Origin of the sequence: Caulobacter hibisci (genome assembly GCF_016135805.1) — a bacterium.
GTDB classification, from domain to species: Bacteria; Pseudomonadota; Alphaproteobacteria; order Caulobacterales; family Caulobacteraceae; genus Caulobacter; species Caulobacter hibisci.
In genome coordinates this window covers 13,197-27,722 of record NZ_JADWOX010000019.1, presented here as the reverse complement: position 1 = coordinate 27,722, position 14,526 = coordinate 13,197, and the positions used below count along the sequence as shown (strand labels likewise).

Here is a 14,526-nt window from a genome sequence, read left to right as displayed (position 1 = left end):
CGTGGGCCTGCCTACCCCACGAACCCCGCCGCGCGGCGCAGGCGGTCGTTGATCGCCTCGCCCAGGCCCTCGTCGGGGATCTTCGCCACGGCGATGGCCGTCGGCTTCAGGCGGTCGGCGGCGCGCAGGTAGGCGAAGAGATTGGCGGCGGCTTCAGCCAGGTCGCCCGAGGGGCTGAGGTTCAGCACCCCCTCCCCTTCCGGCCAGGCGCCGAAGGCCAGAAACGCCTCGCCGTCCTTCGGACCCGCGGCGTCGATGCGCACCGGAGCGTCGGGGGCGTAGTGCAGGGCCAGGCGACCCGGGGAGCGCCTGGCGTCGTCGTCGGCTTCGGCCAGCGGCCCGACCACCGCTTCCAGCTGGGCGCGGGTGACGGCGCCGGGGCGCAGCAGGCGCACGGGGCCGTCGAGCACGGCGACGACGGTGGATTCCAGGCCCACGGCGCAGGGGCCGCCGTCGAGGGCGGCGGCGCACTTGTCACCGGTCTCGGCGAAGGCGTCTGCATAGGTGGTCGGGCTGGGCCGGCCCGAGCGGTTGGCCGAGGGCGCCACCACCGCGCCGCCGAAGGCCGCCAGCACGGCCCGGGCCAGCGGGTGGCCGGGCACGCGGATGGCCACGGTCTCCAGCCCCGCGCGAGCCAGATCGCAGACGGCGGAAGGGTCGGCGATCGGGGCGACGATGGTCAGGGGGCCGGGCCAGAAGGCTGCGGCCAGGGCGCTCGCCCGGTCGTCGAAGGCGGCGATGCGGGCGGCGATGGCGGCGTCGGCGACGTGGGCGATCAGCGGGTTGAAGCGCGGACGGCCCTTGGCCTCGAAGATCGCCGCCACGGCCGCGGGGTCGGCGGCGTCCGCCCCCAGGCCGTAGACGGTTTCGGTGGGCAGCAGGACGAGCCCGCCAGCGGCGAGCGCGTCCGCTGCGCGACCTACTTCTTCTTGGCGGTCAGGGCGAAGCTCACCTTGATCTTGGCCGGTATCTGATCCGTCGACGCCCATTCGCCCTGTCCAACCCCGAACGCGGTCCGGTCGAGGCTGGTTACACCGCGCGCCGTGGCCGTGTCGCCGTCGATCTTCAGGCTGAACGGCAGGCTGAGCGGCTTTTTGGTCCCGCGCAGGTCCAGCGTGCCGTCGGCCACGAAGCGGCCCTCGGCGGTCTTGCGGAACTTGGTCGCCGTGAAGGTCGCCTTGGGATTGGCCGAGGTGTTGAAGAAGTCGGGGCCTTGCAGGCTCTCGTCGCGCTGGCTGTCGCCCGAGGCGGCCGAGGCCAGGTCGATGCTGACGGTCAGCTTGGAGCGATCCAGCGCTTCCGGCGAGAACAGGATGTCGGCGGTCCAGCGGCTGAACCGGCCCTGGATGGGGGTGTCGGCCCAGGCGAGGTTGAAGTCGAGGTGCGAGCCCTTCTGCACCGTCCAGGCGACGGGATCCTTCAGGGCGCTGTCGGCTGGCGGGGCGGCTTCGGCGGCCTCCGCCGGAGCGGCAGGCGCAGCGCCGGCGGCGGGCGCGGCGACCGGCGCAGGCGTCTCTTCCGGCAGGGCCAGCTCGTCGGCGGCGCTTTCGGCCGGGGCCGGCGCGGGCGCCTTGGCCTTGGCCGGCGTGTAGAGATAGGCGGCGGCGACCACCGCGGCGAAGCCGGCGGCGGCCAGCCACAGGCGCGGCTCCTTGATCCCCGGCTTGGCGCCGGCGGCCATGTGGCCGAACACCTCGTCGCGATCGAGGATCTGGTGCTTGGCCACCGCGCCCAGGTGCAGGGCCAGCAGCAGGTAGGTGAACTTGACCAGCAGGCCGTGGCCCAGGTGGCCGATGTTGTTCCAGGCCTCCTTGGCGCCGTCGGCCAGATGGCCCAGGCCCGGCAGGTGCGGCCAGGGGATGGCGCCGAACAGGATCGTCGGGATGTTGATGCGGCTGGTCGAGACGATGATCCAGCCGGTCAGCGGCAGGCCGATCATGATCACGTAGAAACCGACATGCACGGCGTGGGCGGCGAGCTTTTCCCAGGTCGGCTGGCCGGCCGGGGCCGGCGGCGACTTGTGGGTCAGCTTCCAGGCCAGGCGCGCCAGGCTCAGCACCAGGATGGTGATGCCGATCGACTTGTGCAGCTGGAAGAGGGCGAAGGTCTCCGCCCCCTTGGGGCCGTCGTCGGCCCGCCAGCCCAGGATCACCTGGAAGATCAGAGCGGCGGCGATCAGCCAGTGCAGGATGATCGCCACCGTCGTGTAGCGGACAGGACCCGCCGCCGAGGCGGGGTTTGCGTGCGTCTCGGCGGTCATTGGGCCGTCCCTTAGTTCAGGATCTTACTTCTTCGGATTGAATTCGGCTTCGATCGCCAGGTCGACGTCGTCCGAGACCAGCGGCACCAGGTGGGTGAAGCCGAACTCCGAGCGCTTGATCTTGCCGGTGGCCGAGAAGCCCATGATCTGGCTGCCGAACGGGGTCTTGGCGAAACCGTTGTAGGTGACGTCCAGGGTCACCGGCTTGGTCACGCCGCGGAAGGTCAGGTCGCCGGTCAGCTTGCCCTTGCCGGGCGCGGTCTGGTCCAGCTTGGTCGAGACGAAGGTGATGGTCGGATACTTGGTCGAGTCGAAGAACTTCGGATCGTCCGAGATTTCCTTGTTGAAGTTCGGCAGGCCGGTGTCGACCGACTTCGGGTCGACGGCGATGCTGACCTTGGTGTCGAGCGGCTTGGCCGGATCGAAGCTGTAGGCGCCATCGAGGCCCGACAGGCGGAAGGTGTAGTTCGAGGTGCCGAAGTGCTTGACGCGCAGGGTCAGGCTGGCGTGGCGCTTGTCCAGGGCCCAGTCGCCCTTGGGGGCGGCGGCGGGATCCGTCGCCGGTTGCGCCAGGGCGACGGCCGGGGCCGCGAAGGGAGCGGCGAGAAGGGCGCCGGCCAGGATGGCGTAGGCGAAGGGGCGAGCCATGGTTCGAATTCTCCAAACTGTCATAGTGACGGTTACGATTTCCCCGACTTAAGAACTTCGCCGCTCAGTTGAAGGGGCGTCTTCTCACGAAGCCGTGATCGCCTGGCGGTCCTTGGCGTGGCGGGTCGAGCGATCTAAACAGGGATCACATAACTGCGCCCCGACGCTTGAACAGAACGGCCCCTGCATGACCTTCCGCGCCCCCGTCCGCGACCTTGCCTTCTCGCTGCGCCACGTGGCCGGCTTCGACCAGCTCGCCGACGCCTATCCCGAGGCCGATTCCGACACCGTCGACGCCGTGCTGGAGGCCGCCGGCGTGTTCGCCGCCGAGGTGCTGGCCCCGATCAACCGGGCCGGCGACCTGGTCGGCGCCAAGCTGGAGAACGGCGTGGTGCGCAGCGCCCCCGGCTTCGCCGAGGCCTACAAGGCCTTCGCCGAGGCCGGCTGGACCAGCCTGGCGGCCGCGCCCGAGCACGGCGGCCAGGGCCTGCCCAAGGCGCTGGAGATCGCCACGTTGGAGATGGTGCAGGCGGCCAACATGGCCTTCGGCCTGTGCCCGATGCTGAGCCTGGGGGCCATCGAGGCCCTGGCCCTGCACGGCACCGAGCGCCACAAGGCCCTGTTCCTGCCCAAGCTGGTCTCCGGCGAATGGACCGGCACCATGAACCTGACCGAGCCCCAGGCCGGCTCGGACCTGGCCGCCATCACCACCATGGCCACGCCGGACGGCCAGGGCGGCTGGACGATCAGCGGCCAGAAGATCTTCATCACCTGGGGCGACCACGACGCCACCGACAACATCGTCCACCTGGTGCTGGCCCGCACCCCCGACGCCCCGGCCGGCGTGAAGGGCGTGTCGCTGTTCCTGGCCTCCAAGGTGCTGATCGACGAGAGCGGCAAGCCGGGCGTGGTCAACGACGTGCGCGTCGGCGGGCTGGAGCACAAGCTGGGCATCCACGGCTCGCCCACCTGCGTCATGCTGTTCGAGGGCGCCAAGGCCGAGCTGGTCGGCACGCTGCACCAGGGCGTGGCCCACATGTTCACGATGATGAACGCCGCCCGCCTTCAGGTCGGAGCGCAAGGCACCGCCATCGCCGAGCGCGCCTACCAGCAGGCCCTGAACTTCAGCCTGGAGCGCGTGCAGGGCCGTTCGGCCTGGACCGGCGCCTATCCGACCCGCCTGTTCGATCACCCGGACGTGCGCCGCACCCTGCTGCTGATGAAGGCCAAGATCGAGGCCGCGCGCGGCATCTGCCTGTCGACCGCCGTCGCCGCCGACCTGGCCCACGCCGCCAGCGACCCGGCCGTGCGCGCCACCGCCAAGCTGCGCGAGGAGCTGCTGACCCCGATCGCCAAGGCCTGGTCGACCGACGTCGGCGTCGAGGTCGCCTCGCTGGGCGTGCAGATCCACGGCGGCATGGGTTTCATCGAGGAAACGGGCGCTGCCCAGCACTATCGCGACGCCCGCATCACCCCGATCTACGAGGGCACCAACGGCATCCAGGCCATCGACCTGATCGGCCGCAAACTGGGTCTGGCCGACGGTCAGGCCGTGGCCGACCTGATGGACGACATCCGCGACACCATCGAAGCGCTCAAGGCCGCCGACGCCTCGCTGACGCCGGTCGCCGGCCGCCTGGAAGCCGCCCTCGACGCGGCCGCCTCGGCCACCGCCTGGCTGGTCGACCGCCGCGCCCGCGCCATGCCCGACGCCCTCAGCGGCGCGACGGCCTACCTCAAGCTGCTGGGCGACACGGTCGGCGGCTGGATGCTCGCCAAGGGCGCCCTGGCCCCGGGGGCCGAAGCCCTGCGCGGCCAACTGCTGCGGATTTATGCCGAGAGCGTGCTGGCGCAAGTGCCGGGCCAACTGGCCGCCGTCACCCTGGGCGACGCGGACCTGGTGGCGGTGACGCCGGAGGCCCTGGGGGTTCACTAGGACCCAGAAAAGCAGGTCCCAAAAATAGGAAGTCATCGCCCGCTTCATGCGGGCGACCCAAGCTGAACTCGCCGATCCTGACAGGCCGCTTGGGTCGCCCGGACAAGCCGGGCGATGACTTCTTTTTTGTTGGTGGTTGGCCTTCCCGTCAGTGGCCGCGAACCAACATCCACACCGCCATCGCCACCATCATCACGTTCTCCAGCAGCGACACCCCGCCCAGCGGCACGTTGCTGTCGCCGCCGACGCAGGCGCATTTCAGGTCGCGCTTGTCGAGATAGACGGCCTTGAACACCGAGACCGCGCCGATCCCGCCGATCACCAAAGCGAGCGGCGCGGAGAACCAGGTCAGCACGCCGGCCGTCATCAGCACACCGGCCAGACCCTCCGCGAACGGATAGATGTAGCCGTACGGAACCCAGCGCTTGGCCAGCAGGTCGTAGCCCAGGAACATCGACGAGAAGCTCTCGACGTCGCGTAGCTTCTGGATGGCCAGCACGACCATGGAAAAGCTGATGAACCACTCGGCCGCCCGCAGGGTGAGCAACGCGCCGTCGACGACATAGGTCGCCGCCAGGGCCAAGAGAGCGGTCATGGCGAAGAGAGTGATCACCGGCCGATAGGTCTTGGCCTTGGGATCGCGGGGCTTGATCCCGAACCAGCGCCGCAGGTCGTCGAAGCCGCCGATCCGCTCGCCGCCGATGAACACCTGCGGCGTGGTCTTGACGCCATGCTGCGCCTTGAAGGCGTCGGTTTCCTCCCGCGTCGTCAGGGGATGGTCCTCGACCGCATAGCCCTTGGAACGCAGCAGGTGGCGCGCCTTCAGGCCGTAGGGGCAGACGTGCCTGTCCATCACCATGCGGTAGAGGACGGCGGTCTTGGGACCAGTTTGGGCGGCTGAACTCACGGCGGGTCTCCTTGTACGCGTACGGGACCCGCCTCATATGGGTTCCGTACCAGGGTACGGAGTCAAGGCATGGCGGCCAATTCGATCGCGGGACTGGCGCGGGCCGGCGGGGTGGGCGTGGAAACGGTCCGCTACTACCAGCGCCGGGGCCTGCTGGAGACGCCCGAGCGGGGCGAAGGGATGCGGCGCTATGGCGACGAGGCCGTGCGGCGGCTGCGGTTCATCCGCTCGGCCCAGGGCGCCGGCTTCACCCTGGAGCAGATCGGCGAGCTGCTGGCCCTCGACGCCGGCCAGGACCGCCCTCGGGCCCGCGAACTGGCCCGCGAGCGCATCGCTGACCTCGATCGCAAGATCGCGGAGCTGAAGGCCGCGCGGACGGGGCTGTCGAAGCTGCTGCATACCTGCAGCGCCGGCGACGAAGGCCCCTGCCCGATCATCGCGGCGTTCGAGACCTAGCTCTATATTTTCAAAAATCATCGCCCGGCTTGTCCGGACGACCCAAGCGGCTTGTCCGGACGTTGCTGGCTCAGCTTGGGTCGCCCGCATGAAGCGGGCGATGACATCTGGTGGGGGAACCTTGTGAGGAGCCTCTAACCGATCTCCGCCGGCGGCCGGATCTTGCGCCACACCGCCTCGCCGAAGCCGAACACGCCGAACGCCACCAGCCCCAGGGCCACCCCGGCCAACAGCCACGAGCCGAACGGCTGGCGCTCCAGGGCCTGCAAGGCGCCGGCCCAGCTGCGGGCCTCGCTGCTACGGGCGTGCCAGCCGGCGCCGACCACGAACAGCCCGACCGACAGGGTCGCCAAGCCCCGCGCCGCATAGCCGAACCGGGCCAGGGGCACGAGCCGGCGGCAGGCGGCCTCGCCGCAGTCCAGCCGCTTGGCGAAGTCCTGGGCCAGGCCCTGGACGACGCCGCCGATGCCAACGCCCAGCAGGACCAGCCCCGCCAGCAACAGCAGGAGGTCGCCGTGCGGCAGGGCCAGGATCGAGGCGGCCGTGGCGTCGGCGGTCTGCTCCTCGTCGGCCTCGCCGACATCCTCGAACTCGTCGAGCAGCTCAAGCGCCGACCAGGCCAGCGAGCCGTAGACCAGGCCGCTGACCGCCTGGCCGGCGCGGACCGCCCAGGCCTTGGGCGAGGTCCCGTGGCGGTCGGCGTCGAACCCCGCCTGCAAACCACGCCAGACCGCGAACCCCGCCAGCCCCGCCGCCACCAGGGCGATCAGCACCAGGCCCGGCGGCCACTGGGCCCAGGCCGCCAGCATGGCCTTGGCCCCGCGCGCCCGGGGCGCGAGATCGGTCGCCGCCAGCAGGGCGAGGCCCCCGAGACCCACATAGACCGCGCCTCGCGCCGCGTAGCCCAGCCGCGAGGCCCATTCGAGCGCCGTGCGCAGGTCGAGCCCGCGAAGGACCTTCGGCGGCCAGTGCTTGAGTTTCCAGACCGATGCGTGGGCCATGCCGCCTTCTCGTCCCGCCTTCTCGTGCGCTCGGCCGGAGCAACGAAGCGCTCCGCCCTCCGTTCCCGCCGCCGCGACCGGAGGGTCAGGCGCGATAAAGATCCGCGTCCGGATCGTCGCCGCCCCGGACCTGGGCCGCCACGATCTGCGAGGCGATGACCGAATAGGTGATGCCGTTGCCGCCGAAGCCCATCACCGCCCAGGTGTGTTCCATGCCCTCGACCGGCCCGATGCTGGGCAGGCCCGTGGCGCTGGAGCCGAACGCCCCGGCCCAGCCGTAGTCGATCTCGAAGTCCGCCTCGGGCAGCAGGGCCTTCAGCTTTCTCGCCACGGCCTCGCACTTGCGCTTCAGCTTGGCCGGATCCTGGTGGGCGTCGGGCGAGGCCTCGTCCTCGCCGCCGGCGATCAGCCGGCCATCGCCGCCCATGCGGACATAGAGGTACGGATCGGACGCCTCCCACACCAGCATGTCCCGCAGCCAGGCCGGGCAACGACTGCGCGGTTTCGAGGCCATCGCCCAGGTCGAGATCACGCTCGCGCCCGGCGTCGGCACGCCCTTGGGAAATTCGTAGCCGCAGCAGAACACCACCGCCCTGGCCCGCAGGGCCTGGCCGGCGTCGGTCAGCAGGGTCACCCCGTCCGGATCGCTGACGGCTTGCAGCACCTCGACCGGCGACCAGATCCTGGCGCCCCGCGCCGCCGCCCGCCGCAGCAGGCCGGCGGCCAGCCGGGCCGGGTCGCCGCTGGCCGAGCCGCTGGAGACGATGGCGCCGGTGCGTTCGATCCCGAACCGCTCGCGCAGCTGGGCGGCTCCGAGATAGCGGCTGTCCAGGCTGATCGCCGCCCGCGCCTCGGCTTCCGCTTCCAGAGCCCGATGGCCGTAGTCGTCGCCCGCCAGATAGAGCGAGGACTTGGCCTTCAGGCCGCAGGGGATCCGCTCGTCGGCGACGATCCGCTTGAGGGCGTCGACGGCGGACCGCGAGCGCAGATAGGCCCGCCGGGCCCTGGCCTGGCCGATCTTCTCCGCCAGGGCCGTCAGCGGCAGATCGATCTCCCATTGCAGCAGGGCGGTCGAGGCGATGGTCGAGCCGGTCAGCGGGGGGCGGCGGTCCAGCACCGCCACGGCGTGATCCCGCGATAGTTCATGGGCCATGAAGGCGCCGCTGATCCCGGCCCCCACGATGGCCACATCGACGCTGATCGCCTTGGCCAGCGGCCGCGTCGGCACGCCGAGGCCCCGACTGTCCGCCCACAGCGAGCGGCCCGTGCGAAGGTCGCGCTTGATCGTTGCGCCGGTCATCGAAGCTCCCCTGAAGCGGAGGCTCAGCTCCAGCGGAGGCTTAGCTCCCGGGGCGCTTCGAGGTTCCGTACACGGCTAGTAGGGCAGTTCCGGCGCCGTCTGCTGGGCCGGCTGACCCGCCGCCGGCGGCGGGGTCGCGCCCGGCTCGGCGGTCGGGGTCTCGCCGCCGCCGAGGATGTCGCCGATCGGGTCTTCGGTCGGAGCCGGAGCCTCGGCGAAGCCGCCGGGGATCGGGGTGGCCTTCAGGCGCGGCAGGGCCGAGCTCATGAACACCTTCCAGATCTCGGCCGGGGGACCACCGCCGCTGACCCGCTTCATGGCGGTGTTGTCGTCCTTGCCGGTCCACACCGCGGCGACGAAGCCGCCGGTGTAGCCGACGAACCAGGCGTCCTTGTAGTCGCTGGTGGTGCCGGTCTTGCCGGCGATGTCGTAGCCGGCGACCTTGGCGCGACCGCCCGTGCCGCCGTTCACCACCTGGCGCATCATCTGGTTCATGTATTGCAGCGACGGCGAGCCGATCACCGACGGACGCGGCTGCTTGTCGACATTGTGGTCGTAGAGCACCCGGCCGCTGGCGGTGCGGATGCGCTGGATGCCGTAGCCCTTGGCCAGGAAGCCGCCGTTGGAGAACGGGGCGTAGGCCTGGGCCATTTCCAGCGGGCTGACCTCGACGGCGCCCAGGGCCATCGACGGGTCCAGCTGGATCTTGCTGGTGATGCCCAGGCGCCGGGCCGTGGCGGCGACGTTGCTGGTGCCGACCTCGTTGGCCAGGCGCGCGGCGACCGTGTTGATCGACTGGGCCAGGGCCGTCTGCAGGGTCATGGGGCCCAGGAAGGTGTTGGTGTAGTTCTTCGGCTCCCAGTTGCCGATCTTCACCGGCTCGTCGACCACCATGACCGACGGGTTGCGGCCCTGGTCCATGGCGGTGAGGTAGACGAACGGCTTGAAGGCGGAGCCGGCCTGGCGGCGGGCGCTGGTGGCGCGGTCGAACTGGCTTTCGCCGTAGTCTTCGCCGCCGACATAGGCGCGGATGCGGCCCTCGCCGTCGATGGCCACCAGGGCGGCCTGCTGCACGCCCTGCTTCAGGTGGCCCTCGACGCCCAGCTGCACGGCGCGCTCGGCCGCGACCTGGATCGGCAGGTCCAGCGTGGTCTCGACCACCAGGTCCTCGGTGGGCTCGCCGACCAGCGAGCGGACCTGGGCGTCGACATAGTCGGTGAAATACTGGGCGCGCTGGTTGGCCAGGGTGGCCGACACCTGCACGGGGGTCTTGAAGGCCTCGTCGCGCTGTTCGGCGGTGATGGCCTTGATGCGCACCATCTCGTCGAGCACGACGGTGGCGCGGCGGGCGGCGCGCTCGCTGGCGCTGACCGGCGAATAGCGGGCCGGGCCCTTCATCATGCCGGCCAGCAGGGCGCTCTCGCCGATCGTCAGCTGCGAGGCGGGCTTGTTGAAATAGCGCTGCGAGGCGGCCTCGATGCCGTAGGCGCCGGCGCCGAAATAGACCCGGTTCATGTAGAGGGCCAGGATCTGCTTCTTGCTGAACTTCAGCTCCAGCCAGACGGCCAGGATCAGCTCCTGGGCCTTGCGCTTGTAGTTCTGGGCCGGGCTGAGGAACAGGTTGCGGGCCAGCTGCTGGGTGATGGTGGAGCCGCCGCGCTGGGGGCCGCCGTCATGGGTGACGTTCCAGATCAGCGAGCGGGCGATGCCCCAGGGGTTGAACCCGAAGTGGTGGTAGAACTGGCGGTCCTCGATGGCGACGAAGGCGGCCGGCACGTATTCGGGCAGGGCGTCGATGTCGACCGGCGGCGCATACTGGCTGCCGCGCACGGCCAGCAGGGCGCCCGAGCGGTCGAGATAGTTGATCGAGGGCTGGCGGGTGACGTCGTAAAGCTTCGAGGTGTCGGGCAGGTCGCGCGCGAACACCGCAAAGAAGGTGACCACGAAGATCAGCCCCCAGACCCCCAGCACCGTCGCCCAATAGAGCGCCGCCTGGAGCGGCGTGCGAGAAGTCTTCGCCGGCTTGTTTCCGCCGAAGGCGCCGTTTGCCATCTGTAACCCTAGGTTCCGATCAACCCCGCCCGCGTGGGCGACGTCATAGCTCACAGCGACCAAACACGCGACAAGATTGACGAGAGATGAACGCGGTTTAACGCGGGGGCTACGGAAGGCCGCGCCGGGTCCTCAGGCGCGGTCGGGATCGGTGCGCCAGACCCTCCAGCTCTCGAAGCCGGCGGCCAGGCCCGAGGCGACGATGCCGATCATCATGACGTGGAAACCGATCGGCTGGGGCGCGACCGGGGCGGCGACCAGGCCCAGCAGGCCCGTCAGGCTCAGCAGCCGGCCGGCCAGCCGGTTGGACTTGTCCCAGGCCAGGCGGCTGCGCAGGGCCCAATAGGTGCGCACCCCGACCACGGGGTTGGGCTTGACCCGGCCCACGAAGGCGCCGAGCCCGAGGAACAGCGTGGCCATGCCGCCCATCATCAGCCGCAGGAACAGGTCCTGGCCGCCCACGCGGGGCAGGAGGTCGAAGGCCACGCTGGTCATCAGCGCCGCGACGAAGGCCGGCACGGCCAGGCCGACGATCCGGCCCAGCCGGTAGGTGAAGCGCTCGCCCAGCGGATCCTTGGCCTGCCGCTCCAGCACGGCGCAGAACACCGCGACGCCGCCGGCCACCAGAGCGATGAAGCCGATGGCCAGGGCCATCTCCACCCGGTCGCCCCAGCGATCGACCTCGCCGGCCAGGTTGAAATGCATCGGCAGCGGACCGGACGGCCCCAGCCGCCAGACGGCCAGGGCCGCTGCGCCGATCGCCGCCGTGACCAGGATCGAGACGCCGTCCAGCGACGTCAGCCCGCGCGGATGCTCGCTGCTCATGCCTTGTTCTCCCCTCTCAAATCTTTGTCCGCCAGCGGCGCGTCCGCGGTCTCGCCCGCGCCCATCAGCGCCATCATGAAGGCCACCGCCTCCTCGACCGCCGAGATCACCAGGCGGTAGCGGACCGAGGCCCCGTCCTTCTCGGCCTCGACCAGGCCGGCCGCCTTCAGCGCCGCCAGGTGGGCGGTGACCGTCGGCCAGGCCATGTCGAACCGCGAGGCGATCTCGCCCGACGCCATCGGCCCGTCGCGCAGCATGGCGACCATGCGGCGGCGGGCGGGATGCGACAGGGCCTTGAACACCTCGTTCATGAGGCAAGAGACTAATTAGTGAGATGGCTAAGAGTCAAGAACCCCTCTCCCCTTGCGGGAGAGGGTGGCCCGCGAAGCGGGTCGGTGAGGGGTCGACGGACCTGTCCGCCTCGATCAGCGGATAGACCAAGCGCGGCGGACGGTTCTGAGAGACCCCTCATCCGACGGCCTTCGGCCGCCACCTTCTCCCGCAAGGGGAGAAGGACCCGATATCTGAAAATCCGCTGTTTCCGGCCTTGGCGCGGGCGGCCGCCCCTGCCAGAAGAGCCACGTGTCCACCGCCCTCGCCTCCCCGCCCACGCTCGATACCGCGCGCGACGTCCTGCGCCGCACCTTCGGCCACCAGGATTTCCGCGGGCTGCAGGCCCAGGTGGTCGGCGAGCTGCTGGAGGGGCGCAGCGCCCTGGCGGTGCTGCCGACCGGCGGCGGGAAAAGTCTCTGCTACCAGATCCCGGCCCTGGTGCGGCCGGGTCTCGGCCTGGTGGTCTCGCCGCTGATCGCCCTGATGGCCGACCAGGTGGCGGGCCTCCAGCAGGCCGGCGTCGCCGCCGAGCGCCTGGACAGCAACACCCTGCCCGAGGAGCGCGCCGAGATCTGGCGACGCATCGAGGCCGGCCAGCTCGACCTGCTCTATCTGTCGCCCGAAGGCCTGATGCAGGGCTGGATGCTGGAGCGGCTGTCGCGCCTGCCGCTGTCGCTGGTGGCCGTCGACGAAGCCCACTGCGTCAGCCAGTGGGGCCACGATTTCAGACCCGAATACCGGATGCTGGGCCGCATCGCCGAGGTGTTCCCCAACGCCCCGCGTCTGGCGGTGACCGCCACCGCCGACGCCCGCACCCGCGACGACATCCGCGCCGAACTGCGCCTGCAGGGCGCGGCCGAGTTCGTCGACAGCTTCGCCCGCCCCGAACTGGCGCTGAACGCCGAGCGCAAGCGCGGCAAGGGCCACGACCGGGTCATCGAGCTGGTCACAGAGCGGCCGGGCCGCGCGGGCGTGGTCTATGCCGGCAGCCGGGACTCCACCGAGAAGCTGGCCCAGGCGCTGATCGACAACGGCGTGCCGGCCCTGGCCTATCACGCCGGCCTCGACAAGAACGTCCGCGCCCGGCGCCTGGAGCAGTTCCTCGAGGCCGACGAGGCGGTGATGGTGGCGACCATCGCCTTCGGCATGGGCGTCGACAAGCCCGACGTCCGCTTCGTGATCCACGCCGATCCACCGGCCGCCATCGAGGCCTATTGGCAGGAGATCGGCCGCGCCGGTCGCGACGGCCAGCCGGCCGAGGGCATCACCCTCTACAGCAGCGCGGACCTCGCCTGGGCCGGCCGCCGCATCGACCAGCGCGAGGCCCCCGACGAGGTCAAGCAGGTGCAGAGCCGCAAGCTGCGGCAGTTCTACGCCATGCTGGAAGGCATGACCTGCCGCGCCGCCGCCGTCCGCCGCTATTTCGGCGAGGAGGGCGTCGAGCGCTGCGGAACCTGCGACATCTGCGTCTCGCCCCCGAGCGGCGTCGACGCCAGCCAGGCCGCCCAGAAGGCCCTGTCGGCCGCCCATCGCCTGGGCGGACGTTTCGGGCGCGGCCGATTGATCGACCACCTGCTGGGCAAGACCAAGGACGTCTCCCAGCAGGAGGCCCAGATGTCGACCTTCGGCATCGGCAAGGAGTTCAGCCCGCAAGGCTGGCGCGACCTGCTCGACACCCTGGTGTTCGAGGGCCTGCTGCGCGAGGACCCCAATGACGGCCGGCCGCTGATCGGCCTCGGCGACGGCGAGGGCGTACGAGCGGTCTATCGCGGCGAGCGGCAGGTGGCCCTGCGCCAGGCCCCAGGCGGCGACGCCGGCGGCAAGAGCGGTGGCGGGGCCGGCAAGAGCCTGCGCCGACGCCAGGCCCTGACCGTGCCGCCGGGCGACCAGGCGCTGTTCGAGGCCCTGCGCGCCTGGCGCAAGGACCAGGCCCAGCTGCAGCATGTGCCGCCCTACGTCATCTTCCACGACGCCACCCTGGCCGAGATCGCTGCCGCCCGCCCCACGACCCTGCCCGCCCTGGGCAAGTCCGGCGGCGTTGGCCAGGGCAAGCTCGACCGCTACGGCGAGGCGGTGCTGAAGGTGGTCCGGGACAACTGAGCCGACGACAAAGGTGAGCCGGCGACAAAGGGCGGACAACTGACGGTTTCACCGCCCTTGTCCGAACCAAACCGGCTCGCCAAGTGTTAGTCTCCAGATGCTTGGCGGCGCGCCGTGCGCCCCGCTCCTCCGACACGTCCAACACCGGGAGACGCCGATGACCGACGCCACCATCAAGACCGATTACGGAACCGCCGCCGCCACGCCGGCCAAGGCCAAGACCACCGCCCGGAAGACCGCCGCCAAGGCGACCGCGGCAGTGAAGAAGGCCGCCACCACCGTCGCCGAGACCGCCGTCGAGAAGACCCAGGTCGCTCGCGACTACGTGCACGACAAGACTGACGCCGCCGTCGCCTGGTCCAAGCCCAAGGCCGAAGCCGCCCACAAGGCCGCCGAGGATCATCCCCTGGCCCTGGCCCTGGGGACCTTCGTCGCCGGCGCGGTGTTCGGCTTCCTGCTGGCCCGCAATTTCGACCGCTGATTTCGGCGGTTCGCTGAAGACAGAAACGCCCGGCGGGTCACTCCGCCGGGCGTTTTCGTGTTCCTTCTCCCCTTGCGGGAGAAGGTGTCGGCGATAGTCGACGGATGAGGGTCGCACCAACGAAAAACGCCGCGACGGCTGATCAGCTGTCGCGGCGTTCGGCGTATGAGAGACCCCGACCCCCGCCTTCGCGGGGGCCACCCTCTCCCGCAAGGGGAGAGGGATCA

13 protein-coding genes are annotated in these 14,526 nt (G+C 70.6%); 4 read left to right on the top strand and 9 right to left on the bottom strand.

Annotated elements, in window-relative coordinates; all coding sequences use genetic code 11:
• Positions 1 to 11 precede the first annotated feature (11 nt).
• From I4Q42_RS20975 to I4Q42_RS20965, 3 genes are read right to left on the bottom strand one after another with little or no spacing between them, the layout of a single operon-like run.
• The gene (locus tag I4Q42_RS20975; RefSeq protein ID WP_198578041.1) at positions 12 to 989 is read right to left on the bottom strand and encodes an L-threonylcarbamoyladenylate synthase; all 978 of its coding nucleotides are present in this window, start codon (positions 987 to 989) and stop codon (positions 12 to 14) included.
• Positions 920 to 2,260: a YceI family protein gene (locus tag I4Q42_RS20970; RefSeq protein WP_198578040.1), complete on the bottom strand. Its 1,341-nt coding sequence runs from the start codon at positions 2,258 to 2,260 to the stop codon at positions 920 to 922. The genes I4Q42_RS20975 and I4Q42_RS20970 overlap by 70 nt, the downstream gene beginning before the upstream one ends.
• Before the next feature lie 24 nt (positions 2,261 to 2,284).
• Positions 2,285 to 2,908 (bottom strand): YceI family protein, encoded by a 624-nt coding sequence (locus I4Q42_RS20965; RefSeq protein WP_198578039.1) that lies wholly within the window; start codon positions 2,906 to 2,908, stop codon positions 2,285 to 2,287.
• Positions 2,909 to 3,095: 187 nt separating this feature from the next.
• Here I4Q42_RS20965 and I4Q42_RS20960 point away from each other — a divergent pair, with 187 nt between their 5' ends.
• Positions 3,096 to 4,844, top strand: coding sequence for an acyl-CoA dehydrogenase (locus I4Q42_RS20960; RefSeq protein ID WP_198578038.1), 1,749 nt, complete (start codon positions 3,096 to 3,098; stop codon positions 4,842 to 4,844).
• Positions 4,845 to 4,992: 148 nt separating this feature from the next.
• On the opposite strand, the gene I4Q42_RS20955 is transcribed toward I4Q42_RS20960, so the two are convergent.
• The gene (locus I4Q42_RS20955) at positions 4,993 to 5,751 is read right to left on the bottom strand and encodes a MauE/DoxX family redox-associated membrane protein (protein WP_332873126.1); all 759 of its coding nucleotides are present in this window, start codon (positions 5,749 to 5,751) and stop codon (positions 4,993 to 4,995) included.
• A gap of 69 nt (positions 5,752 to 5,820) precedes the next feature.
• Between I4Q42_RS20955 and I4Q42_RS20950 the strand changes: the two genes are divergently transcribed.
• Entirely contained in the window at positions 5,821 to 6,207 is a 387-nt protein-coding gene (locus I4Q42_RS20950) for a MerR family transcriptional regulator (RefSeq protein ID WP_198578037.1), read from the top strand.
• Positions 6,208 to 6,341: 134 nt separating this feature from the next.
• Here the strand turns inward: I4Q42_RS20950 and I4Q42_RS20945 are convergent, their stop codons facing one another.
• The 5 genes from I4Q42_RS20945 to I4Q42_RS20925 all read right to left on the bottom strand — a co-directional run bounded on the left by I4Q42_RS20945 (position 6,342) and on the right by I4Q42_RS20925 (position 11,696).
• Positions 6,342 to 7,208, bottom strand: a complete 867-nt coding sequence (locus I4Q42_RS20945) for a DUF1206 domain-containing protein (protein ID WP_198578036.1) — start codon at positions 7,206 to 7,208, stop codon at positions 6,342 to 6,344.
• Positions 7,209 to 7,293: 85 nt separating this feature from the next.
• A complete protein-coding gene (locus tag I4Q42_RS20940; protein ID WP_198578035.1) occupies positions 7,294 to 8,508 on the bottom strand; it encodes an NAD(P)/FAD-dependent oxidoreductase in 1,215 nt (404 codons plus the stop codon).
• A 75-nt stretch (positions 8,509 to 8,583) separates the two neighbouring features.
• Positions 8,584 to 10,560 (bottom strand): transglycosylase domain-containing protein, encoded by a 1,977-nt coding sequence (locus tag I4Q42_RS20935; protein ID WP_198578034.1) that lies wholly within the window; start codon positions 10,558 to 10,560, stop codon positions 8,584 to 8,586.
• Positions 10,561 to 10,692: 132 nt separating this feature from the next.
• Positions 10,693 to 11,385, bottom strand: coding sequence for an SdpI family protein (locus I4Q42_RS20930; protein ID WP_198578033.1), 693 nt, complete (start codon positions 11,383 to 11,385; stop codon positions 10,693 to 10,695).
• A complete protein-coding gene (locus tag I4Q42_RS20925) occupies positions 11,382 to 11,696 on the bottom strand; it encodes a metalloregulator ArsR/SmtB family transcription factor (RefSeq protein WP_198578032.1) in 315 nt (104 codons plus the stop codon). The genes I4Q42_RS20930 and I4Q42_RS20925 overlap by 4 nt, the downstream gene beginning before the upstream one ends.
• Before the next feature lie 271 nt (positions 11,697 to 11,967).
• Here I4Q42_RS20925 and recQ point away from each other — a divergent pair, with 271 nt between their 5' ends.
• Together recQ and I4Q42_RS20915 are read left to right on the top strand one after the other, a co-directional pair.
• On the top strand, positions 11,968 to 13,818 hold the full coding sequence (gene recQ, locus I4Q42_RS20920; RefSeq protein ID WP_198578031.1) for a DNA helicase RecQ: 1,851 nt from the start codon (positions 11,968 to 11,970) through the stop codon (positions 13,816 to 13,818).
• A gap of 157 nt (positions 13,819 to 13,975) precedes the next feature.
• Positions 13,976 to 14,299, top strand: coding sequence for a hypothetical protein (locus I4Q42_RS20915; protein WP_198578030.1), 324 nt, complete (start codon positions 13,976 to 13,978; stop codon positions 14,297 to 14,299).
• The last annotated feature ends 227 nt before the right edge of the window (positions 14,300 to 14,526 follow it).

Bases quoted from the DNA above. Each gene is read 5' to 3' on its own strand.
- I4Q42_RS20925 (WP_198578032.1), bottom strand. From the start codon at position 11,696: ATGAACGAGGTGTTCAAGGCCCTGTCGCATCCCGCCCGCCGCCGCATG.
- I4Q42_RS20940 (WP_198578035.1), bottom strand. From the start codon at position 8,508: ATGACCGGCGCAACGATCAAGCGCGACCTTCGCACGGGCCGCTCGCTG.
- I4Q42_RS20960 (WP_198578038.1), top strand. From the start codon at position 3,096: ATGACCTTCCGCGCCCCCGTCCGCGACCTTGCCTTCTCGCTGCGCCAC.
- I4Q42_RS20935 (WP_198578034.1), bottom strand. From the start codon at position 10,560: ATGGCAAACGGCGCCTTCGGCGGAAACAAGCCGGCGAAGACTTCTCGC.
- I4Q42_RS20950 (WP_198578037.1), top strand. From the start codon at position 5,821: ATGGCGGCCAATTCGATCGCGGGACTGGCGCGGGCCGGCGGGGTGGGC.
- I4Q42_RS20975 (WP_198578041.1), bottom strand. From the start codon at position 989: ATGGGCGTCGACGGATCAGATACCGGCCAAGATCAAGGTGAGCTTCGC.
- I4Q42_RS20915 (WP_198578030.1), top strand. From the start codon at position 13,976: ATGACCGACGCCACCATCAAGACCGATTACGGAACCGCCGCCGCCACG.
- I4Q42_RS20945 (WP_198578036.1), bottom strand. From the start codon at position 7,208: ATGGCCCACGCATCGGTCTGGAAACTCAAGCACTGGCCGCCGAAGGTC.
- I4Q42_RS20930 (WP_198578033.1), bottom strand. From the start codon at position 11,385: ATGAGCAGCGAGCATCCGCGCGGGCTGACGTCGCTGGACGGCGTCTCG.
- I4Q42_RS20970 (WP_198578040.1), bottom strand. From the start codon at position 2,260: ATGACCGCCGAGACGCACGCAAACCCCGCCTCGGCGGCGGGTCCTGTC.
- I4Q42_RS20965 (WP_198578039.1), bottom strand. From the start codon at position 2,908: ATGGCTCGCCCCTTCGCCTACGCCATCCTGGCCGGCGCCCTTCTCGCC.